The following is a 17,998-nucleotide window of genomic DNA, read 5'->3' as shown; positions in this document are numbered from 1 at the left end:
CCAATCAAAAACTTCTAACTCTCCACCACCGGGCGGTTCAGGCTTGCGTAAGCCTGGGCCGCCTAGCTATTGTGACCATCAGGGGCGTTGGTGGGTGCCCCTCCAATTGAATAAAAACAGGAGGGAGCTTCATGGCTCAACACTCACGGATCGCCCAATCACGCTTGGCAGGCATTTCTGGCGTTATCGCCGCCGCCAGCCTCGCATTTGCACCAGCGCAGGCTCATGCGGCTGAAATTGCACCGGCCGGGACGGCGGGATACGCCACCGGCTTTATCGCCAGCACAACAGCCAATAACGGCATTGCAAATCCGCTTGGAACGCTTGGCGCGCCTTCGGTTCCCGGCGCTGATACAGCGCAGGAATGGGGCCGCTGGGGCTGGCGTCGCGGATGGCGTGGGCGCCGTGGTTGGCGTGGCCACCGGCGCGGTGTGCGCGGCGGTGATATTCTCGCCGGCGTTCTCGTCCTTGGCGGGATAGCGGCTATCGCAAGCGCTGCGAACAACAACCGCCGCCGTGACCGTGAAGTCGTGGTGGTAGAGCGTGATCGCGTGCGCGACCGCGACTATGATTACCGTCCAGAGAATCGCCGGACGACAACCCGCTCGACCTCGGGCGGCTCTGGCATCGACAATGCGGTTTCCATGTGCCTCAATGAAATCGAACAGAACATCCGCGTCGACAGCGTCGATGGCGCAAGCCGCGTGGGCTCTGGCTGGATCGTAACCGGCTCGCTGTTCGATGGTTCGGGTTTCTCGTGTGAAATTGACAATTCCGGCCGCATTTCAGGCGTCGACTATGGACGCGGTGTGAGAAGTTCAGCGGCGCCATCGTCACAGAATTTCGCACGCGCTGAAGGGCAATGGTCAGATGACCGTTACGCCAATGCGCGCGCTGATGTGGGTGGCGGTACCCGCCCTGATTTGGCGATTGATCCCGAAGACCAGCGTCTTCCTGCTTATCCTGGCGGTCCACTGCCGGACGAGTCCGCTGATCAGTGATCTTTTGATTGATCGCTTGACGAAGTTTCGGGGGAGGGCGCTTGCTCTCCCCTTTCTCTTTGGCCCCCTTTTCTTTGGTCCTCACCGCTTTGCCGCCCGTAACTCGGCAAGCCCCACTCAAACCGGATGGCTGCTGCGCGCAGCACAAAGCCTGCGATGAAGGCCGCGATCCAGATCGCCCAATTGCCAATTCCGGTGGTGTCTGCAAATTGCATCGCAAGGACGGTGATCCCTGCGCTTAACGCGGCGGCGGTGACATACAGCTCGGGCTGCATAATGATTGACGGGCGCCCTGCGACAACATCGCGGATCACGCCCCCGACACAGCCGGTGATCACTCCCATAAGGGCGGCAGGAACAGGCGGGATACCGTAGGCAAGCGCCTTTGCACTCCCCAACACGGCATAGGCGGCAAGGCCAAGCGCATCGGCATAATCGAGCAGCTTCCCGTCCCACCATTTGACCGGCGTAAACCACACCATAAGCGCGGTTCCAAGGCACACTGCCGCCACCCATGGGTCGTGCATCCAGAACACAGGCGCTTCGATCAAAAGATCACGGATCGTGCCCCCGCCAACGCCGGTGACAAGCGCGAAGAAGCCCATCGTCACAAAGGTCTGACGCTCGCGCGCAGCGACCAGCGCACCTGATAGAGCAAAAACCGCAATCCCGGCTACATCAAGCCAGTCGAGGATAGGGGTGAGGATCGCTTCGTTCATCTCTCAGCGCCCATGACGTGGACGGTTCAACTGTGCAAGATATTCCCGATTTCTCGCGCGGCCTCGATGCAGTCGAGATCGCTCATCAAGGGCCCCATCACCTGCATTCCGCATGGCAGCTCAGCGCCCTCATACGTGCCCGCGCCGATGGGAAGCACCGTTGAAGGGAGGCAGGGGAAGGTGGCGATGCCTGACCAGGCAAGACCTGAATGGCCCGCGACGTCCTGACCATTGATGCGCATGGGCTGATCGAACGCGCGTTTGTCGCTGTGGGGGATGGCCAGCACGGGGGCAGGGGGCGCAAGCACAAAGTCATAGGTCTCAAACAGCGCCGCCCATTGCGCCTGGTTCACGGCCTGCGCATCAAGCATATCAAACCAGTCGGTGGCATTCGCCCGCGATCCATTGGGTGATGGGGCCCCGCGCGCCATCGCCACATTGAGCATCAGCATGTAGTCGGCCTGCTGCTGGGCGAGGTCGGGGACAAGCGCGCTCTTACGGTCAACCGTGACGCCTGCCTTGATAAGGGCTGCAATCGCCGCTTCGGTCGGTGCTGCCACGGAGGCATCGACCGGCGCATCGGGATATTCGGTAATCGCCAGAACACGGCACTGTTTGAGCGGCTTGCCACGTTTGGCGATTGGGTATTGCCCCGCAATTTGCATCATCAATGACAGGTCTTGCGGATTGCGGGCAAAGGGCCCTGCAACCGAAAGCGCGCCATCATGGGCCGCAACAAAGCCTTCTTGTTTGGCCATTTGCGGGTGCACATGCCCGCGTTTCGAGACAAGGCCCCATGTCGGTTTATGGGCCCACACGCCGCAGAAATGGGCGGGCACACGGACCGATCCGCCAATATCTGTTCCAAACTCAACCGGCACCATGCCAGAGGCCACCACCGCCGCGCTGCCGCCAGAAGAGCCGCCCGGGGAGCGGGCCGTGTTATGCGGGTTGTTGGTGCGGCCATAAACGGGATTAAAGCTCTGCCAATCGGTGAGGTCGACCGGCACATTGGTCTTGCCAAGGATCACCGCGCCCGCCGCTTTCATCCGGCGCACAAGCTCGCTGTCGCTGCTGGCCACATAATCGGTCAAGCTCTTGTGCCCCCAACAGCTTTGCAAGCCTGCAACATCAAAGCTTTCCTTGACCGTCATTGGCACACCGAAAAGCGGTTGGTCGCCTTGCGGGCCTTGCCCATCCATCGCCTTGGCGATCTTTGCCGCCCGCTCAAAATCCGGCACAGCCAGCGCGTCAATCTCTGCATCGAGCTGCTCGATCCGCGTGATCGCTGCATCCACCGCCTCGGCCACAGACAGCTTTCCAGCACGGATCGCGGCGGCGGTTTCAAGCGCGCCGGGTTTATCGGTCAGTTTCGGATAGGCCAAAATGTTCCCCTCTCGAATGAGGGTCAGCTACCCCCCTTGTTCGCGCATCTTGCGGATAAGCGCATCGAAGTGTTTGGCCATTCGAAGCTCTGGGTCAACCGCTAGAATGATGTCGATCCCTGTCGGGAAGGCATTGCCGCCGTTCACAAACATGACCAGACCCTCTCTGGTTTCGGGTATGAAATAGACCTGTGCGTGTTCGGCAAAATCATTGCCGCCATGCGCCAAGACCGTACGTTCAGGCTCGCCAAACAGGCTCCACCCCACGCCATAGCCAATCGGGTCGGGGCACTGCGATGCATCGGCTATGCAGAAGTAGCCCATCTCGGTGTCGGAGCTTGAGAGCAGCGCTGCTCGCTGGGCACGCATGTCGGGAGATAGCCCCGTTCCTTCGATCAGCTTGACCAGCAGGCGGGCATAACCAGGCACGGTTGCGTACAGATTGTCGGCTGCCGAGTACTCGCCTGGCTCGATCAGGTTTTCATCACCGCTGCGGGTGAAGGGAGGAAACACGGTGCCATCACGGCCACGCGGCTCGCTTACCCGTCCATCGAGCCATTCTTCGCGAGCGACCGTTACCCCTTCGATGCCAAGAGGATCGAACACCACCTCTTTTGCAAGCTGCGGATAGGGCGTCTCGAAACGCGCTTCGAGATAGCGCATCACGATCTCGATACCGGCGCCTGAATAGCTGGTTTCGCCTTGGCCCGGATCGGCAAGGAAGGCGAGGCGATTGTCATCATACATCCACGGCCAGTTTCTCAACGCTGCCTGATGCGACAGCAATATGCGCGGTGTGAGAAGGGCGTAGCGCGGGTCCTCGCCAAGATCTGGGTCGACGAAGTGGTCGGCGATTGGATCATCGAGCGACATTTGGCCGCTGTCCGCGAGCCGCAGCACAGTTTCTGCAATGATGGTTTTGGCCACCGAAGCGGTGTTGAACGCTGTCGTTTCCGAGACCGGAACACCGGGCGATTGCTCACCCCAATACCCGCTCCACACAAGCTTGCCGTCTTCGATGCGCGCTATCCCAATGCCGCCAATATTGGGCTGTTCGATGGCTGCTCTAGCAACGGCATCGACGGATTCGGGCACCTCTTGCTCGGGTGCCTTTTGTTCAGGAGCCCTTTGCTCAGGGGAGTTTGCTGCGGCTGGTACTGAACAGAGCAAAAGGGGCAGAGCGACCGAGATGGCGCTGGCGAAGCGAATTTTCATAGGAACCTCACTACTGTATTAACATACCAATACAGTAGTGAGGTTGAATGGCAACGCATCATTAAAGCGAGGCAAGAAAACAGTCTTCAGCCTCGTAATCGAACAGGTCCCAAGGGTAGGCTGCGAGCTGCGGGAATGCTGCGCGCCAGTCGGCGGGGTTGAGTTCGGCGAGCCACTGAATCTGAGACGACAGCCAATGGCCACCATACCTCATGCCAAAGCCGAAAACATCACCCAGACCATTCTCTAGGCCACAGGCTTTTTGGCTAGTTATTCGGAAAGCTCTCGGCACAGACCAAGGGGTCCTACCTACGTTGCCTATCGGCGGCCCGTCGAAGTTTATGAATTCTGCCTCAACTCCAAATGCACCGGCAATCTGGCGACCTAGAGTTAGCACGCTTTCGTGTTGATCACTGGCTAGATTGAAAATGCCTCCCCAGCCGAAGTTATCTGCCTCAATACAGAAGTTTGCGATGTCTTGAACCGACGTGGTGTCAAACTGGCTGCGTCCGGCAAAGGCGAGAGGAATTGTACTCCGTCCATCAAGTAGTCGCTTTAAGAACCACCATTCTCGAGGGTGCTTACTGTAGGGACCATAGACGGCACAGGGTCGGATAATTGTGGCGCGAGGACCAAAAAGCTCAAGCGCCTTATTCTCCATTCTCACCTTCTTTGTAGAGTATGTCTGCGGACCTGGTGCAACCGTCGCTTGCTCCTCAGTGACTAGACCTCGAAACTCTGGAAATCCGTTTTGAGCAGCTTCGTCCAAGGTGCGTCCGCGTTCATCGCAGTATACGCTCGCGGAAGACACTGAGATAAGTCGGCCCACCCGATCAGGATCGTAGCGAACGATGTCGTCCTCATCAAAAGCGATTGTGTCGATCACAAGGTTTGCTTCGGGTGCACGGTCTTTGCCAATTGTGTAATCCACGAAGCGTTCGTTCGGTCGCATTTTCCATGCGGGATGCGTGCGCGAATACACGCACACATCCCAGCCATGAAAGGCAAACTCATAGCCCGCCGCATAGCCAATCTGCCCCGCTCCGATGATTGCAACTGAACGGGTCAACGTTTTAGCTCCTGGCAGCGGGACGCGGCGTGATCAGCGCAATGGCCAACCCCAAGAGCGATGCCGCTCCATACCCGATCAAGGGATAGGGATAATCGCCAAGCAGCGCCGCTATCACGAAGCCTGTCATGCAGCCCAGCAGCGCCAAACGCTGGGTCAGGACGATGCGAGAGGTCGTCAAGAGCACGCCTGCGCCAGCGATGAGTGACAAAGCCAGCGCGCCTGCAGCCAGGGGCGATGTGGCCCAAAGTTCTGGCAATATCCTCTCGACGAATGCTTGCGGTGGAAGGGGCGCGGCGAAACTTGCACCAATGCTCGCGGCAAATCCAAGTACGCTGACAGCCAGCATCCCGCCATTCCGATCAGAAACCGCGATTGTCAGAGCGCCGCAGGACAGGGCAAGGCAAGTCGCAAAATCAGGTTGCGCGAATGCCAGCAGGATTGCGGCAAGCAGGAACCAGGGCAGAAACCAGGGCCCGGGCCCGCTCTCACCCGCAGCAATGCGTACCATCAAAGGCGCGGCGAGAAAGCCGGTGTGGAGCGTGAAACCTCCCACCGCGATCCAGCGAGAGATGCCGTCGATCCATGGCCCGAAGGTGAGCGGGACTGCTAGGATTAAGCAAAGCGCGAAGAGAACCACGATCCGTGCGCGGCTGGAAGCGGGGAACGGCACCAATCCGATCAAAGCAAGCCCGACCGCAAGAGCGGCTGCGTTCACGATTGCGTAGGAGCCGGGAGCACCCGCCGAGACTAGATAGGCAATGCCAGCAAGGGCAGGAAGCAAAAGAGGCAGGACAGCGGGCCATCTTGCGATGATACCCGTCTGATCCTGCCTCGTTTCCATTTGCTGCCTTACATATGAATAGGCTTGCCCTGAACCGCCATTGCCGCTTCCTTAAAGGCCTCGGCATGGGTCGGGTGCGCGTGGCAGGTGTAGGCGATGTCTTCGGACGTTGCTCCGAACTCCATCGCTTGCGCGGCCTGTGCGATCATCGTGCCAGCAAGGCTGTTGATCATCCACACGCCCAGAACGCGGTCGGTTTCTGCGTCCGCAATGACTTTGACAAAGCCGTCTGTGTCGCGGTTGGCCTTGGCGCGGCTGTTCGCCATCATCGGGAATTTGCCGATTTTGACCTTTGACTTGTCGCCACCTGCTGCCTCGATCGCCTGTTCTTGCGTCAAGCCAACGCCTGCGATTTCCGGGGTGGTGTAGACGACGTTGGGGATCACATCGTGGTTCACAATGCCCGTTTCGCCAGCGATGTTTTCAGCGACCGCAATGCCTTCATCCTCGGCCTTGTGGGCGAGCATGGGGCCGGGCACAACGTCGCCAATCGCCCAGATGCCTTCGACGCCGGTGCGGAATTCGTGGTCGATTTCAATCTGGCCGCGGTTGTTGACCTGAAGGCCCGCCTTGTCGAGCGCCAGCCCTTCGGTGTTTGGTCGACGCCCAATGGAAACCAGCACATGGCTAGCCTCAAGCGTTTGCTCGTCGCCTCCATCCGATTTCTCGATGGATAGTGCGACTTTCTTACCTTTGACCTGCGCACCGGTGACCTTGTGGCCAAGCATCCAGTTGAGGCCCTGTTTCTTGAAGATCTTGTTTGCTTCCTTGCGCACTTCCTCGTCCATACCGGGGAGGATTTGCGGCAGGAATTCAACCACAGTGACCTTTGCACCAAGGCGACGCCATACGCTGCCAAGCTCAAGGCCGATCACGCCGCCGCCGATCACGACAAGGTGTTCTGGCACTTCGGAAAGCTCAAGCGCGCCGGTGGAATCCACAATGCGGCCGCCTGCGTTGTCGACCTCGACACCGGGGAGGGGGGTGACGCTGGAGCCGGTCGCGATCACGATGTCTTTTGCGGTGAAGGTTTCATCGCCAACTTTGACCGTGTGCGAGTCCACGAAAGAGCCAAGGCCTTTTAGCCATGTGACCTTGTTCTTCTTGAACAGAAATTCGATCCCGCCCGTGAGATCACCCACGGCGTTTGATTTTTCGCCCATCATTTTCGACAGGTCGAACGTTGCCTTGGCCTCAATGCCCCAGGTGGCGAAGTGACCACCCTCTGCCTCTTCGAAAAGTTCAGACGCGTGGAGCAGCGCTTTTGACGGGATACAGCCCACATTGAGGCAAGTGCCGCCCAGCGTCTCGCGGGATTCCACACAGGCCGTCTTAAGGCCCAATTGCGCCGCGCGAATAGCAGCAACATAGCCGCCGGGGCCAGCGCCAATGATAAGGCAATCGTAGTCGTAAGCAGTGTCAGCCATGGTTCGCATGATCCCGTTTTGATGGCATGAAATAAGATCCGGTGTTCATTTAGGCACTTTGGCGCGCGTTGGCCATTGCTACTTTTGCCCTACGACTTGTCATTTTGTGCGTCGCAAATGCCAGTAAATGCCGATTGTGACATATTTTTCTAGCGAAGGAATGATGGAGGGGATGAGCATCGCTTTCATCGCAATCTGTTTGAGGGGCGAGGTGGCGACGTTGCGGCGGGCCGAGATGATCTCGACCGGCAGCCCTTTGAGCGCTGCGCGGAAGTCGGCAGGGGTGGCGCCGTTGAAGCCGAGCTCTTGAATAGTCTCAGGCGAATTACCCTCATCGTCGACAAGCCGGTCTAGGAACGCGCGGTTGTTTCGCGGCAGGTGCGCCCAAGGCAGCTTGGTTTCCATCAGGCGGTGATGGCCAAAGGGCGAGTGCCACAGGGGCGAGAACCCAATGAAAAGCTCACCGCCGGGCTTGGCGTGATTGACGAGGGCCGCAAGCGTTTCAGGCAGCGCCATCACATGCTCCATGACATTGGAAGAGGTGATGATGTCGGCGGGTTCGATATCCAAATCGCGGATGTCTTCGCAGAAGAATTCCGCTTTGCCATTCCACTGACTTGCGACCTTGCGATTGGCGAAGTCGTAGTAGGAGCGGTTGAGTTCAACCCCGACGGCGGAAGATGCGCCCCCTTCCATCACTCGCTGCACCATACCGCCCCGTCCGCAGCCAAAGTCGATGACGCGTTTGTCAGAAAAGTCTGGCTCGCCTCCAAAGCGTTTCCAGAACTGAGGATAACGATCACGCAAGACATCATCGTAGCGCTTTTCGTCGAAGTTCCGCTGGTCCTTGGGGGAAGGCTGCCTTTCTCGGTTGGAGGACAATATCTCGTCGTAGAATCCTTTCCACGGCAACCCTTCGGAGACTTCTTCCGGTTCGGGATAGCGCTGACGGAGCAAAGCTCTTTTCGCGTCGGATATGTCTGCATACCAAGTGTGCCAAAGGAGGATGTAGTCCTCGCCAGCTCCCATGCGCCACCCGATCGAACCGCGCCCGATCGACGGAAAGGCGACCCATGGAGGAGCGAACAAGCCTTCTGAGTCGCGAAAAGTAACCGCTGTTTTATAGGGGTCGAAGTGCGGTCTTCCGAAGGTTTGGTAAAACAAGTCACCACACGCCGCAGGAGGAGCGTGTGCGGCTTGGTACTCCTCTTGTGCGGGCTCGCTGAGCTTGATGAACCAATTGCGCCACCGATCTAGATACGCGCTTTTGGCGACTATCCAGAACTTATCTGAGAACTTCTCAGGCTCGACTTCCCATGGTGGACGCACGGGGCTGACCTTAGAGATCAATCAGCATCCGGGTCGGATCTTCGATTGCTTCCTTGATGATTTTCAATGCAGTCACAGCCTCGCGGCCATCGATCAGGCGGTGATCGTAGGACAGCGCAATGTACATCATCGGACGGATCACGACTTCGCCGTTCACAGCAACCGGGCGATCTTCAATACGGTGAAGACCCAGCACGGCGGACTGCGGCGGGTTGATGATCGGGGTCGACATCAGCGATCCGAACACACCGCCGTTGGAGATGGTGAAGGTGCCGCCGGTCATGTCGGCCATGGTCAGCGTGCCTTCCTTGGCGCGCTTGCCGAAGTCGGCGATGTCTTTCTCGATCCGGGCAAAGCCCTTGTCCTGACAATCACGGATCACCGGGACCACAAGGCCGTTCGGGGCCGATACGGCGACAGAGATATCGACATAGTCGTGATAGACGATTTCATCGCCCTCGATATAGGCGTTGACGCTCGGCACGTCTTTGAGCGCCAAACAGGCGGCTTTCGCGAAAAAGCCCATGAAGCCCAGACGGATATCGTGCTTCTTGGCGAACATGTCTTTGTATTTGGTGCGCGCTTCGATGACCGCGCTCATGTCCACATCGTTGAAGGTGGTGAGCAGCGCTGCCTCTTCCTGAGCGCCTTTCAAACGCTTGGCGATAGTCTGGCGCATACGGGTCATTTTGACCCGCTCTTCGCGGCGGGCCTTGTCGGGTTTGTCCGGCGGATTGCCCACATCGGTGACAGCCTTGGGGTCGCTGCCAGCGGCAGGCGCGGGATCGCCTTTGGCTTTGGCAGCTGCAATCACGTCTTCCTTGGTCAGGCGTCCGTCTTTGCCAGTGCCCTTGATCGTGCTGGGATCAACGCCGTGTTCCAGAACCGCGCGGCGCACGGCGGGGGACAGGGTTTGCGCAGCGGTAGAGGTGCTTTTGGGAGCCTCTTCCATCTCCTTGCGCGCCGTTGCCTCGCGGGCGGGTTCCTCGCCCTTGGTCGCAGCGCCGGTCGCACCTTCTTCGACCACCGCGATAACCGCGCCAACTTCGACGGTGTCGCCTTCCGCTGCCCTGTGCTCGCTCAATACGCCAGCAACGGGCGAGGGCACATCAACTGCGACCTTGTCGGTCTCAAGCGAACAGATCGGTTCATCCACTGAGACCGCGTCGCCGGGCTGTTTGAGCCATTCACCGATGGAGCCTTCTGTGACCGATTCTCCGAGTACCGGAACTGTGATTTCTGTAGCCATTTCTAGTAATCCTAAATTTGAATTGGCGTAAAATTATTCAGCAAGACCAAGCGCTTCGGCGACGAGTGTCGCCTGTTGCTCGGCGTGGCGTTTGGCAAGGCCCGTGGCAGGCGAAGCGGAAGCCTCGCGCCCGACATAGAAAGGCCGCATGCCAAAATGCCCGCCCAGTTCGAGCGACTTTTCAATGCGGCTTTCGACAAAGAACCAGGCGCCGTTGTTCTTGGGCTCTTCCTGACACCAGATGACCTCTTTCAGGTTCTTCATCCGGCTAAGCCGCAATCCGAGAGGGTCGCCTGGGAAGGGGTAGAGCTGTTCGATGCGGATGATCGTAATGTCGTCGATCCCCTCTGCATCGCGCTTTTCAATAAGGTCGTATGCAACCTTGCCCGAACACAGGACGACGCGCTTGATCTTTTCATCGGCGGGGCTGTCCGGTTCCATCGACGGGTCCGATTTGATGCGCTTGAACTGCCAGTCGCCCTGGAATTCCTCACGCGAGGATTTTGCCATCGGGTGACGCAGCAGCGACTTGGGCGTCATAATGATGAGCGGCTTACGGAATGGACGCAGCATCTGGCGACGCAGAACGTGGAAATAGTTCGCTGGTGTCGTGATGTTGCAAACTTGAATGTTGTCGCTCGCACACAGTTGGAGGAAGCGTTCAAGCCGCGCGGAGGAGTGCTCCGGTCCCTGACCCTCGTAGCCGTGGGGGAGCAGCATCACGAGACCGTTTGCGCGAAGCCATTTGGCCTCGCCGCTCGCGATATACTGGTCGATCATGATCTGCGCGCCATTGGCAAAATCGCCAAATTGCGCTTCCCAAAGCACGAGGCTTTTCGGGTCAGCCATGGCGAAGCCGTATTCGAAACCGAGCACGCCGTATTCCGACAGCGTGCTGTCATACACCTCGAACTTGCCGTGGGGCAGGGTGGTGAGCGGGATGTACTTGTCTTCGGTTTTCTGGTCGACCCACACGGAATGCCGCTGTGAGAAGGTACCGCGTCCAGAATCCTGACCGGAAAGACGGACGTTGTAGCCTTCCATCACGAGGCTGCCGAAGGCGAGCGCTTCTGCGGTGGCCCAGTCAAAGCCCTCGCCAGAGCTGAACATTTCAGACTTCGCCTTAAGCACGCGGCCCAAGGTCTTGTGAATGTTGACGCCTTCGGGAACTTCGGTGAGCGTGCGGCCCAGCGCATCGAAGGTTTTTGGCTCGATCGCCGTTTCGATATTGCGGCGCGCGGTTTCATCATCAGCAGGTTTGTTGAGACCCGCCCAGCGTCCGCCAAACCAGTCCGCTTCATTGGCGGAGTAGCTTTTCGCGGCCTCAAACTCTTCTTCGAGAAGGTCGGTGAACTCCTGCGCAACTGCCTCGCGGTGGCCCGGTTCAATGACGCCCTCTGCGATCAGGCGCTCTTCATAGATGCGGCTGACCTTGGGGTGGGTTTTGATGACGTCATACATGAGCGGCTGGGTGAACTTGGGCTCATCGCCCTCGTTGTGGCCAAAGCGGCGATAGCACCACATGTCGATCACCACATCGCGGTGGAATTTCTGGCGGTATTCAATCGCAAGCTTACACGCGAAGGTCACGGCCTCTGGATCGTCGCCGTTGACGTGCAGGATCGGTGCCATCACGCCTTTCGCAACATCGCTTGGATAAGGCGAATTGCGCGCGAATTTCGGCGAGGTGGTAAAGCCGATCTGGTTGTTGATGATAAAGTGGATACAGCCGCCAGTGTCATAGCCGTTGACGCCAGACAGGCTGAGGCTTTCCCAAACAACGCCTTGTCCCGCAAACGCCGCGTCGCCGTGGATCAGAACGGGGAGCACTTGCTCCTTCTTGTCCAGATCATCGCGGATCGCCTGTTGCGAGCGCGCCTTGCCCAAAACGACCGGGTTCACCGTCTCGAGGTGAGAAGGGTTGGGGGTCAGCGACATGTGCACGCTGATCCCGTCAAATTCGCGGTCGGTGCTGGTGCCAAGGTGATATTTCACATCGCCTGAACCGCCGACGTCTTCGGGGTTTGCAGTGCCGCCGGAAAATTCGTGGAAGATGACCTTGTATGGCTTGGCCATCACATTGGCGAGGACGTTCAAACGGCCCCGGTGCGCCATGCCGTAGATAATCTCGCGAACGCCCGCGCTGCCGCCATGCTTGATGACAGCCTCAAGCGCAGGGATCATCGATTCCCCGCCATCAAGGCCGAAACGCTTGGTCCCGACGTACTTTTTGCCGAGGAATTCCTCATACCCTTCACCGCGAAGGACAGCGGCGAGGATCGCCTTCTTACCCTCTGGCGTAAATTCGATTGTGTCGCCGGGGCTTTCGAATTTGTCCTGCAAAAAGCGCCGCTCTTCCGTGTCGGCGATGTGCATGTATTCCAGGCCGACATTGCCGCAGTACACTTCGCGAAGGCGGTTGTAGAGCGCGCCAACGGTGGTCCATTCCATGCCCAGAACACCGCCGACATAAACCTCTTCGTCTTCCTTCCCATCGAGCTCATGGAAGGCAAGGGTGAGGTCGGCCGGATCGCCCTGCTTGCTTGACAGGCCCAGCGGATCCAGGTCTGCCGCCAAATGTCCGCGCACACGGTAAAGCCGCACAAGGGTCATCGCCTTGTTCGACAAATCCGATGCATGGCGCAGAGCGTCTTCATCGGTGGGTTTGCCAGCCGCTTTGGATGCAGACTTAACCGCCTTTTCGACCTCCATGCGCATTTGCGTGGGGTCCATCGCTGCGTTGAGGTCAGCGCCTGCATCTGCAACCTCGGCCATCCATTTGGGATTGCCCCAGGAAGGACCGGGCTGCGGGCCTTCCTGATCGGTCATATCAGGGATGAAACGGGCGGTTTCTTTGTTCATGGCAAGTTTCCTGGGGAGGAGGAGAACACGAGGTGTTTAGGGGCGCTCAACCACTACCGGCGAAGCGCCCCTTTGATTCTAGGCCATTTCTTTGAGCATGGCGTCGAGCGTTGTGCCGAGCTCTGATGGTGAGGGCGAGACGCGGATGCCGGCATCTTCCATCGCGGCGATCTTGTCGTCTGCGCCGCCTTTGCCGCCAGACACAATTGCGCCTGCGTGACCCATACGGCGACCCGGAGGCGCTGTGCGGCCTGCGATAAAGCCGACCGTTGGTTTGGAGCGGCCTTTCGCAGCTTCCTGTTTCAGGAACTCAGCGGCTTCTTCTTCAGCCGACCCGCCGATTTCGCCGATCATGATCATCGACTTGGTTTCTGGGTCATCAAGGAAGAGGTCGAGCACGTCGATAAAGTTGGTGCCGTTGACAGGGTCACCGCCAATGCCGACCGCCGTGGTCTGGCCAAGGCCCACCATCGTGGTCTGGTGCACCGCTTCATAAGTGAGCGTACCGGAACGCGAGACGACGCCGACCGAACCCTTCTTGAAGATCGAACCTGGCATAATGCCGATTTTGCACTCATCAGGCGTGAGGACGCCGGGGCAGTTCGGGCCGATGAGGCGCGATTTGGAGCCTTTAAGAGCCGCCTTGGCGCGCACCATGTCGAGCACGGGGATGCCTTCGGTGATGCAGATGATAAGCTCAACCTCCGCGTCAATCGCCTCACAGATCGCGTCTGCTGCAAAGGGTGGGGGGACGTAGATGCAGCTTGCGGTCGCACCCGTCGCCGCCTTGGCTTCGCGCACGGTGTTGAATTGCGGCACACCGATATGCTCGGTTCCGCCTTTGCCGGGAGTAACCCCCGCCACCATTTGCGAGCCGTAATCGATGGCTTGCTGGGTGTGGAAGGTGCCGGTGTTGCCGGTCATCCCTTGGGTGATGACCTTGGTGTCTTTGTTAATCAGGATGCTCATTTCTTACTTCCTCTAAGAACCCTATTCGAGTTTCACCCTCGAGTTCGTTTCCACTCATTCAAAGAGAGCCGCAGCTCTCCCTCTTCGTATACGTATCGGCTTTCTTGATCCTCTCTGACAGGAAAGGGACCAAATGCATCCCCGGGTAAATCCCATGGAGACTTGTCTGAAAGCCACTCCAATCCGCGATCGTAGTCAGCGCGCTCACTTTCATAGACCTTCCGAAACTTTAGTCCGGCCGTACCCTTGTAGAAGCCTTCCCTAATCCGCTTTGCCATTGTTTTAACCAACGGTTCGGCTTCGCTGCTGTAGCCAACGGAGCCGGAGGTCACGAAAGCGATGACTTGGAAACAGGCAGATGATCTGCTTGTCCGCGATTGCGCAAAAATCCATCGCGCCAATTCGAGATCATCACCAATATTGAGAGCTTCGCCGATGGTGTGAAATGTCCGAGGCTCAGGGTTTTTCTTGAGCCACTCGATCTGCGAGGCTAAATCGCTTTCACACACTTTGCTCTCCGCGTACCAACGGGAGATTTCATCTCGATAGGTCATTTCGGCAGCGGATGGCCCAGCCTTGTCAGTCTTGACCATCGCCCGCGCCATTCGAACAAGCTCATCAGCTGATTTCTCTGCTGATGCCAAATCCGCTCCGGCATCAAGCGCCGCTTTGATATGCGAGCTCTTTGCCTCTTGTTCGGCTTGCTTAACGCTGCGGGCTTTGGTCATCGTGGCTACTCAGCTCACGCCAGCGAGCTATCCAGACCCTTACACGCCTCAAGCAGCTCTTCGACTGCGTCGGTTGAGACTTTGAGGTTGGCTTTCTCTTCATCGCTGAGTTCGATCTCGACCACTTCCTCGGTGCCGTCTGCTCCGATCACTGTGGGGACGCCGACGTAGAGGCCGTCGAGGCCGTATTTGCCTTGAACGTAGCTTGCACAGGGAAGGATGCGCTTCTGGTCGCCGATGTATGCCTCGGCCATCGCAATCGCGCTAGTCGCTGGTGCGTAGTAAGCGGAGCCATTGCCGAGAAGGCCGACGATCTCGCCGCCGCCTTTGCGGGTGCGGTCTACAATTTCGTCGATGCGGTCCGCTGACACGCCCTTGATCTTGGCGTAGTCATCAACCGGAATGCCGTTGATGGTGGTGTAGCTCTTCACCGGAACCATGGTGTCGCCGTGGCCGCCAAGAACGAAGGCGTTGACGTCTTTGACGCTGCAATCGAACTCCCAAGCAAGGAAGGTCGCAAAGCGCGCGCTGTCGAGAACGCCTGCCATGCCGACGACTTTGTTGTGCGGAAGGCCGGAGAACTCACGCAGAGCCCAGACCATCGCGTCCAGCGGGTTGGTGATGCAGATGACGAAAGCGTCGGGGCAGTTGTTCTTGATGCCTTCGCCAACGGACTTCATCACGGAAAGGTTGATGCCGAGAAGGTCATCGCGGCTCATACCCGGCTTGCGCGGCACACCAGCGGTGACGATCACCACGTCTGCGCCTGCAATATCGGCATAGTCGTTGGAGCCGGTGATCTTCGCGTCAAACCCTTCAACCGGGCCGCACTGCGACAGATCGAGCGCCTTACCCTGAGGCATGCCCTCAGCGATGTCGAACAGGACGATATCGCCAAGCTCTTTCTTTGCAGCGAGGTGGGCGAGCGTGCCGCCGATCATGCCGGAGCCGATGAGCGCGATTTTCTTGCGGGCCATAAAGGGGTGATCCTTCCCAGAACATTCAGGACGGAGAATTGGAACCTTGGAAAGTGTGAAAGGCGACCGTCCCAACTCGCCATCTTCCCGTCTTGGCCGTGGGATTAAGCATGGTTAGAGGTGATTGCAACCGGCAAAAGGTCTTATGCGGCGGTTATCTTTGCAAATAGTTTGCAAGTGCAATAAGGCTTAGGGGAAACTACCTTGCCCCTGCGTTACCCTGCGTTACAGAATGGAAAGCTCAGGCGCTTGCGCGGCCCGGGATTTGCTTGGGCTCGTGCTCGCGCTCTTGTGCAAGCAACATCGCGGCAAGGTAATCGGGCACAGCGCGGCTGAAGTGATAGCCCTGGCCAAGGTTACAGCCCGCCTCGCGCACGGCCCGCACCTGCTCGGCGGTTTCAAGACCTTCTGCCACAATATCCATGCCCAGCGTGTTGGCCATCTTGGCAACCGCCTGAATGATGGCCTCGCTCTTTTGTCCGGCCTGAGCGCCTGAAACAAAGCTGCGATCGACCTTGATCTTCGAGAAGGGGAACTTGTTGATATAGCCGAGCGAGGAGTAGCCCGTGCCAAAATCATCAAGCGCAAAACACACGCCCAGGTCGGAGAGCTCTTCGATAAAGGCGGCGGTTGAGTGGTTGTCGTCGAGGAAGACGCTTTCGGTAACCTCAAGTTCAAGCCGGTGCGGATCAAGCCCTGCCTCGCGCAGAGCATTCTTGATACCGAGCGCTGCGCCGGGTGCGCGAATTTGCAAGGGGGACAGGTTCACAGCGACGCGGACATCCTCGGGCCAGCTTGCCGCAATACGCGCGGCCTGAACCGTGATCCAGTTGCCGAGCGTCACGATCACGCCGGTCTCTTCGGCCACAGGAATGAATTCATCCGGGCGAAGCTCGCCCTTTTCCGGGTGGAACCAACGCACAAGCGCTTCGAAACATTTGATCTTTCCGGTTTCCAGATCGACAATCGGCTGGAAGAAGATGGAGAGCTCGTCACGCTGAATTGCGATGCGAAGTTCAGCCTCGATCTCGCGCCGGCGCACAAGGTCGCGGCTCATCGACGGATCGTAGAAACATGTCTGGCCCCGGCCACCCACTTTTGCATGGTACAGCGCCAGATCCGCGCGCTGCATCAATTGGTCGGCGTCGTCCGCATTGTCAGGCAGAATAGCAACGCCAAGCGATGCGCGAATTTCCAGAAGCTCGCCATCGACACGCATCGGGCACATGATCTCGCAGTGGATCTCGCTCGCGATAAGCTCGGCGTGCTTCATGTCGGCGATGGGGCAAAATACGATGAATTCATCGCCGCCAAAACGGGCGACCGTGCTGCCTTCGGGCGAAACCTCGGTTAAACGCTCGGCAATCCCTTTGAGAACCTTGTCCCCGACCGGGTGCCCCAAAAGGTCGTTCACCTCTTTAAAGCGGTCGAGATCGATCCAGATCAAAGCAAGATTTGCACCCTCTTTGATATCAGCCATAGTCTGAGCCATGGCATGGTTAAGACCTGCGCGGTTGGCAAGGCCGGTTACAACATCGGTTCGGGCGAGCTCCTGCATCTCCACCGCGAGCTTCGCATTGGCCTGCGCGGAAATGATGGAGCTTCTAAGCGAGCGGTAAACCTTTACGGTGATGGTCGTCACCGATGGAATATGGAGCAGCGCGATAATCCCCAAGGCCTGCGCGAGCGAGGCTTCGCTCAACAGAAGACCAATGGAAATCGGCCCCATTACAAGCATCATCTGACCAAGTGCGATGACAGGGCGGCCCGCATTTCGCGGCGCGATCGCGGTGGCATAACCAACCGCATAAACCGTCAGCACCATCTGGGCGAGCAGCGATACTTCGGAAACAATCGCAAACGTCGCCATCGCGCCAATCGCGATCGCATAGGCAAAGGCACCGATCTCAAACAGGATTTCAAGAGTGCGGGAGTCTTCGCGCTGGCTAAACCGGTGCGCCACCACAATCGAAAAGCGGAACGCAACCACAGCTGCGAGCGCATAGGCGACGGTCTGCAGCGCCTTATCTTCGATGCTGTAGGAGGTGTAGAAGGCGATTATCAGGCCGGTCAGCGCGCCGATTACCAAGCTCATCGGGCTTGAATACAGTGAATCAACCAGAGTCCCGCGGATCTGGGCATCGACTGCATTAACCGCTTTTGAGCGGGTAAAAAGGGCGCGAACGCGTTTGATAACTGAGTTCCCTATTATTCTTACGCTCAG

14 protein-coding genes are annotated in these 17,998 nt (G+C 58.3%); 1 reads left to right on the top strand and 13 read right to left on the bottom strand.

The window, feature by feature from the left end:
- Positions 1-131: 131 nt before the first annotated feature.
- Positions 132-1,001 (top strand): hypothetical protein, encoded by an 870-nt coding sequence (locus AC0V6Q_RS06140; RefSeq protein WP_486167523.1) that lies wholly within the window; start codon positions 132-134, stop codon positions 999-1,001.
- Here the strand turns inward: AC0V6Q_RS06140 and AC0V6Q_RS06135 are convergent.
- The 13 genes from AC0V6Q_RS06135 to AC0V6Q_RS06075 all read right to left on the bottom strand — a co-directional run bounded on the left by AC0V6Q_RS06135 (position 995) and on the right by AC0V6Q_RS06075 (position 17,869).
- A complete protein-coding gene (locus AC0V6Q_RS06135; RefSeq protein ID WP_486167522.1) occupies positions 995-1,720 on the bottom strand; it encodes a trimeric intracellular cation channel family protein in 726 nt (241 codons plus the stop codon). The two genes, AC0V6Q_RS06140 and AC0V6Q_RS06135, sit on opposite strands and share 7 nt — an antisense overlap.
- 26 nt (positions 1,721-1,746) lie before the next feature.
- Entirely contained in the window at positions 1,747-3,105 is a 1,359-nt protein-coding gene (locus AC0V6Q_RS06130) for an amidase family protein (RefSeq protein WP_486167521.1), read from the bottom strand.
- Positions 3,106-3,132: 27 nt separating this feature from the next.
- Positions 3,133-4,320, bottom strand: coding sequence for a serine hydrolase domain-containing protein (locus AC0V6Q_RS06125; RefSeq protein WP_486167520.1), 1,188 nt, complete (start codon positions 4,318-4,320; stop codon positions 3,133-3,135).
- Positions 4,321-4,381: 61 nt separating this feature from the next.
- Positions 4,382-5,389: a Rossmann-fold NAD(P)-binding domain-containing protein gene (locus AC0V6Q_RS06120; RefSeq protein ID WP_486167519.1), complete on the bottom strand. Its 1,008-nt coding sequence runs from the start codon at positions 5,387-5,389 to the stop codon at positions 4,382-4,384.
- A 4-nt stretch (positions 5,390-5,393) separates the two neighbouring features.
- A complete protein-coding gene (locus tag AC0V6Q_RS06115) occupies positions 5,394-6,233 on the bottom strand; it encodes a hypothetical protein (RefSeq protein WP_486167518.1) in 840 nt (279 codons plus the stop codon).
- Positions 6,234-6,241: 8 nt separating this feature from the next.
- Positions 6,242-7,660, bottom strand: a complete 1,419-nt coding sequence (gene lpdA, locus AC0V6Q_RS06110) for a dihydrolipoyl dehydrogenase (protein ID WP_486167517.1) — start codon at positions 7,658-7,660, stop codon at positions 6,242-6,244.
- Positions 7,661-7,759: 99 nt separating this feature from the next.
- Positions 7,760-8,749 carry a class I SAM-dependent methyltransferase gene (locus AC0V6Q_RS06105; protein ID WP_486167516.1) on the bottom strand — a complete coding sequence of 330 codons (990 nt, stop codon included), beginning with the start codon at positions 8,747-8,749 and terminating at the stop codon, positions 7,760-7,762.
- Positions 8,750-8,999: 250 nt separating this feature from the next.
- On the bottom strand, positions 9,000-10,238 hold the full coding sequence (gene odhB, locus AC0V6Q_RS06100; protein WP_486167515.1) for a 2-oxoglutarate dehydrogenase complex dihydrolipoyllysine-residue succinyltransferase: 1,239 nt from the start codon (positions 10,236-10,238) through the stop codon (positions 9,000-9,002).
- Between the two features lie 33 nt (positions 10,239-10,271).
- Positions 10,272-13,100, bottom strand: a complete 2,829-nt coding sequence (locus tag AC0V6Q_RS06095; RefSeq protein ID WP_486167514.1) for a 2-oxoglutarate dehydrogenase E1 component — start codon at positions 13,098-13,100, stop codon at positions 10,272-10,274.
- Positions 13,101-13,178: 78 nt separating this feature from the next.
- Positions 13,179-14,069, bottom strand: a complete 891-nt coding sequence (gene sucD / locus AC0V6Q_RS06090) for a succinate--CoA ligase subunit alpha (RefSeq protein WP_486167513.1) — start codon at positions 14,067-14,069, stop codon at positions 13,179-13,181.
- A 32-nt stretch (positions 14,070-14,101) separates the two neighbouring features.
- Positions 14,102-14,797, bottom strand: coding sequence for a hypothetical protein (locus tag AC0V6Q_RS06085; protein ID WP_486167512.1), 696 nt, complete (start codon positions 14,795-14,797; stop codon positions 14,102-14,104).
- 14 nt (positions 14,798-14,811) lie between these two features.
- Positions 14,812-15,774 carry a malate dehydrogenase gene (gene mdh / locus AC0V6Q_RS06080; RefSeq protein ID WP_486167511.1) on the bottom strand — a complete coding sequence of 321 codons (963 nt, stop codon included), beginning with the start codon at positions 15,772-15,774 and terminating at the stop codon, positions 14,812-14,814.
- A gap of 241 nt (positions 15,775-16,015) precedes the next feature.
- On the bottom strand, positions 16,016-17,869 hold the full coding sequence (locus AC0V6Q_RS06075) for a putative bifunctional diguanylate cyclase/phosphodiesterase (protein ID WP_486167510.1): 1,854 nt from the start codon (positions 17,867-17,869) through the stop codon (positions 16,016-16,018).
- Between the last annotated feature and the right edge of the window lie 129 nt (positions 17,870-17,998).

The organism is Erythrobacter sp. S227 (genome assembly GCF_057364925.1).
Note: the sequence above shows the minus strand (reverse complement) of the source record. Positions and strands in the feature narration are given on the sequence as shown.

Excerpts from the sequence above, each read along its gene's own strand:
- AC0V6Q_RS06140 (WP_486167523.1), top strand. The coding sequence starts at position 132 with ATGGCTCAACACTCACGGATCGCCCAATCACGCTTGGCAGGCATTTCT.
- AC0V6Q_RS06135 (WP_486167522.1), bottom strand. The coding sequence starts at position 1,720 with ATGAACGAAGCGATCCTCACCCCTATCCTCGACTGGCTTGATGTAGCC.
- AC0V6Q_RS06125 (WP_486167520.1), bottom strand. The coding sequence starts at position 4,320 with ATGAAAATTCGCTTCGCCAGCGCCATCTCGGTCGCTCTGCCCCTTTTG.
- AC0V6Q_RS06115 (WP_486167518.1), bottom strand. The coding sequence starts at position 6,233 with ATGGAAACGAGGCAGGATCAGACGGGTATCATCGCAAGATGGCCCGCT.
- lpdA (WP_486167517.1), bottom strand. The coding sequence starts at position 7,660 with ATGGCTGACACTGCTTACGACTACGATTGCCTTATCATTGGCGCTGGC.
- odhB (WP_486167515.1), bottom strand. The coding sequence starts at position 10,238 with ATGGCTACAGAAATCACAGTTCCGGTACTCGGAGAATCGGTCACAGAA.
- AC0V6Q_RS06095 (WP_486167514.1), bottom strand. The coding sequence starts at position 13,100 with ATGAACAAAGAAACCGCCCGTTTCATCCCTGATATGACCGATCAGGAA.
- sucD (WP_486167513.1), bottom strand. The coding sequence starts at position 14,069 with ATGAGCATCCTGATTAACAAAGACACCAAGGTCATCACCCAAGGGATG.
- AC0V6Q_RS06085 (WP_486167512.1), bottom strand. The coding sequence starts at position 14,797 with ATGACCAAAGCCCGCAGCGTTAAGCAAGCCGAACAAGAGGCAAAGAGC.
- mdh (WP_486167511.1), bottom strand. The coding sequence starts at position 15,774 with ATGGCCCGCAAGAAAATCGCGCTCATCGGCTCCGGCATGATCGGCGGC.
- AC0V6Q_RS06075 (WP_486167510.1), bottom strand. The coding sequence starts at position 17,869 with ATGAGCTTGGTAATCGGCGCGCTGACCGGCCTGATAATCGCCTTCTAC.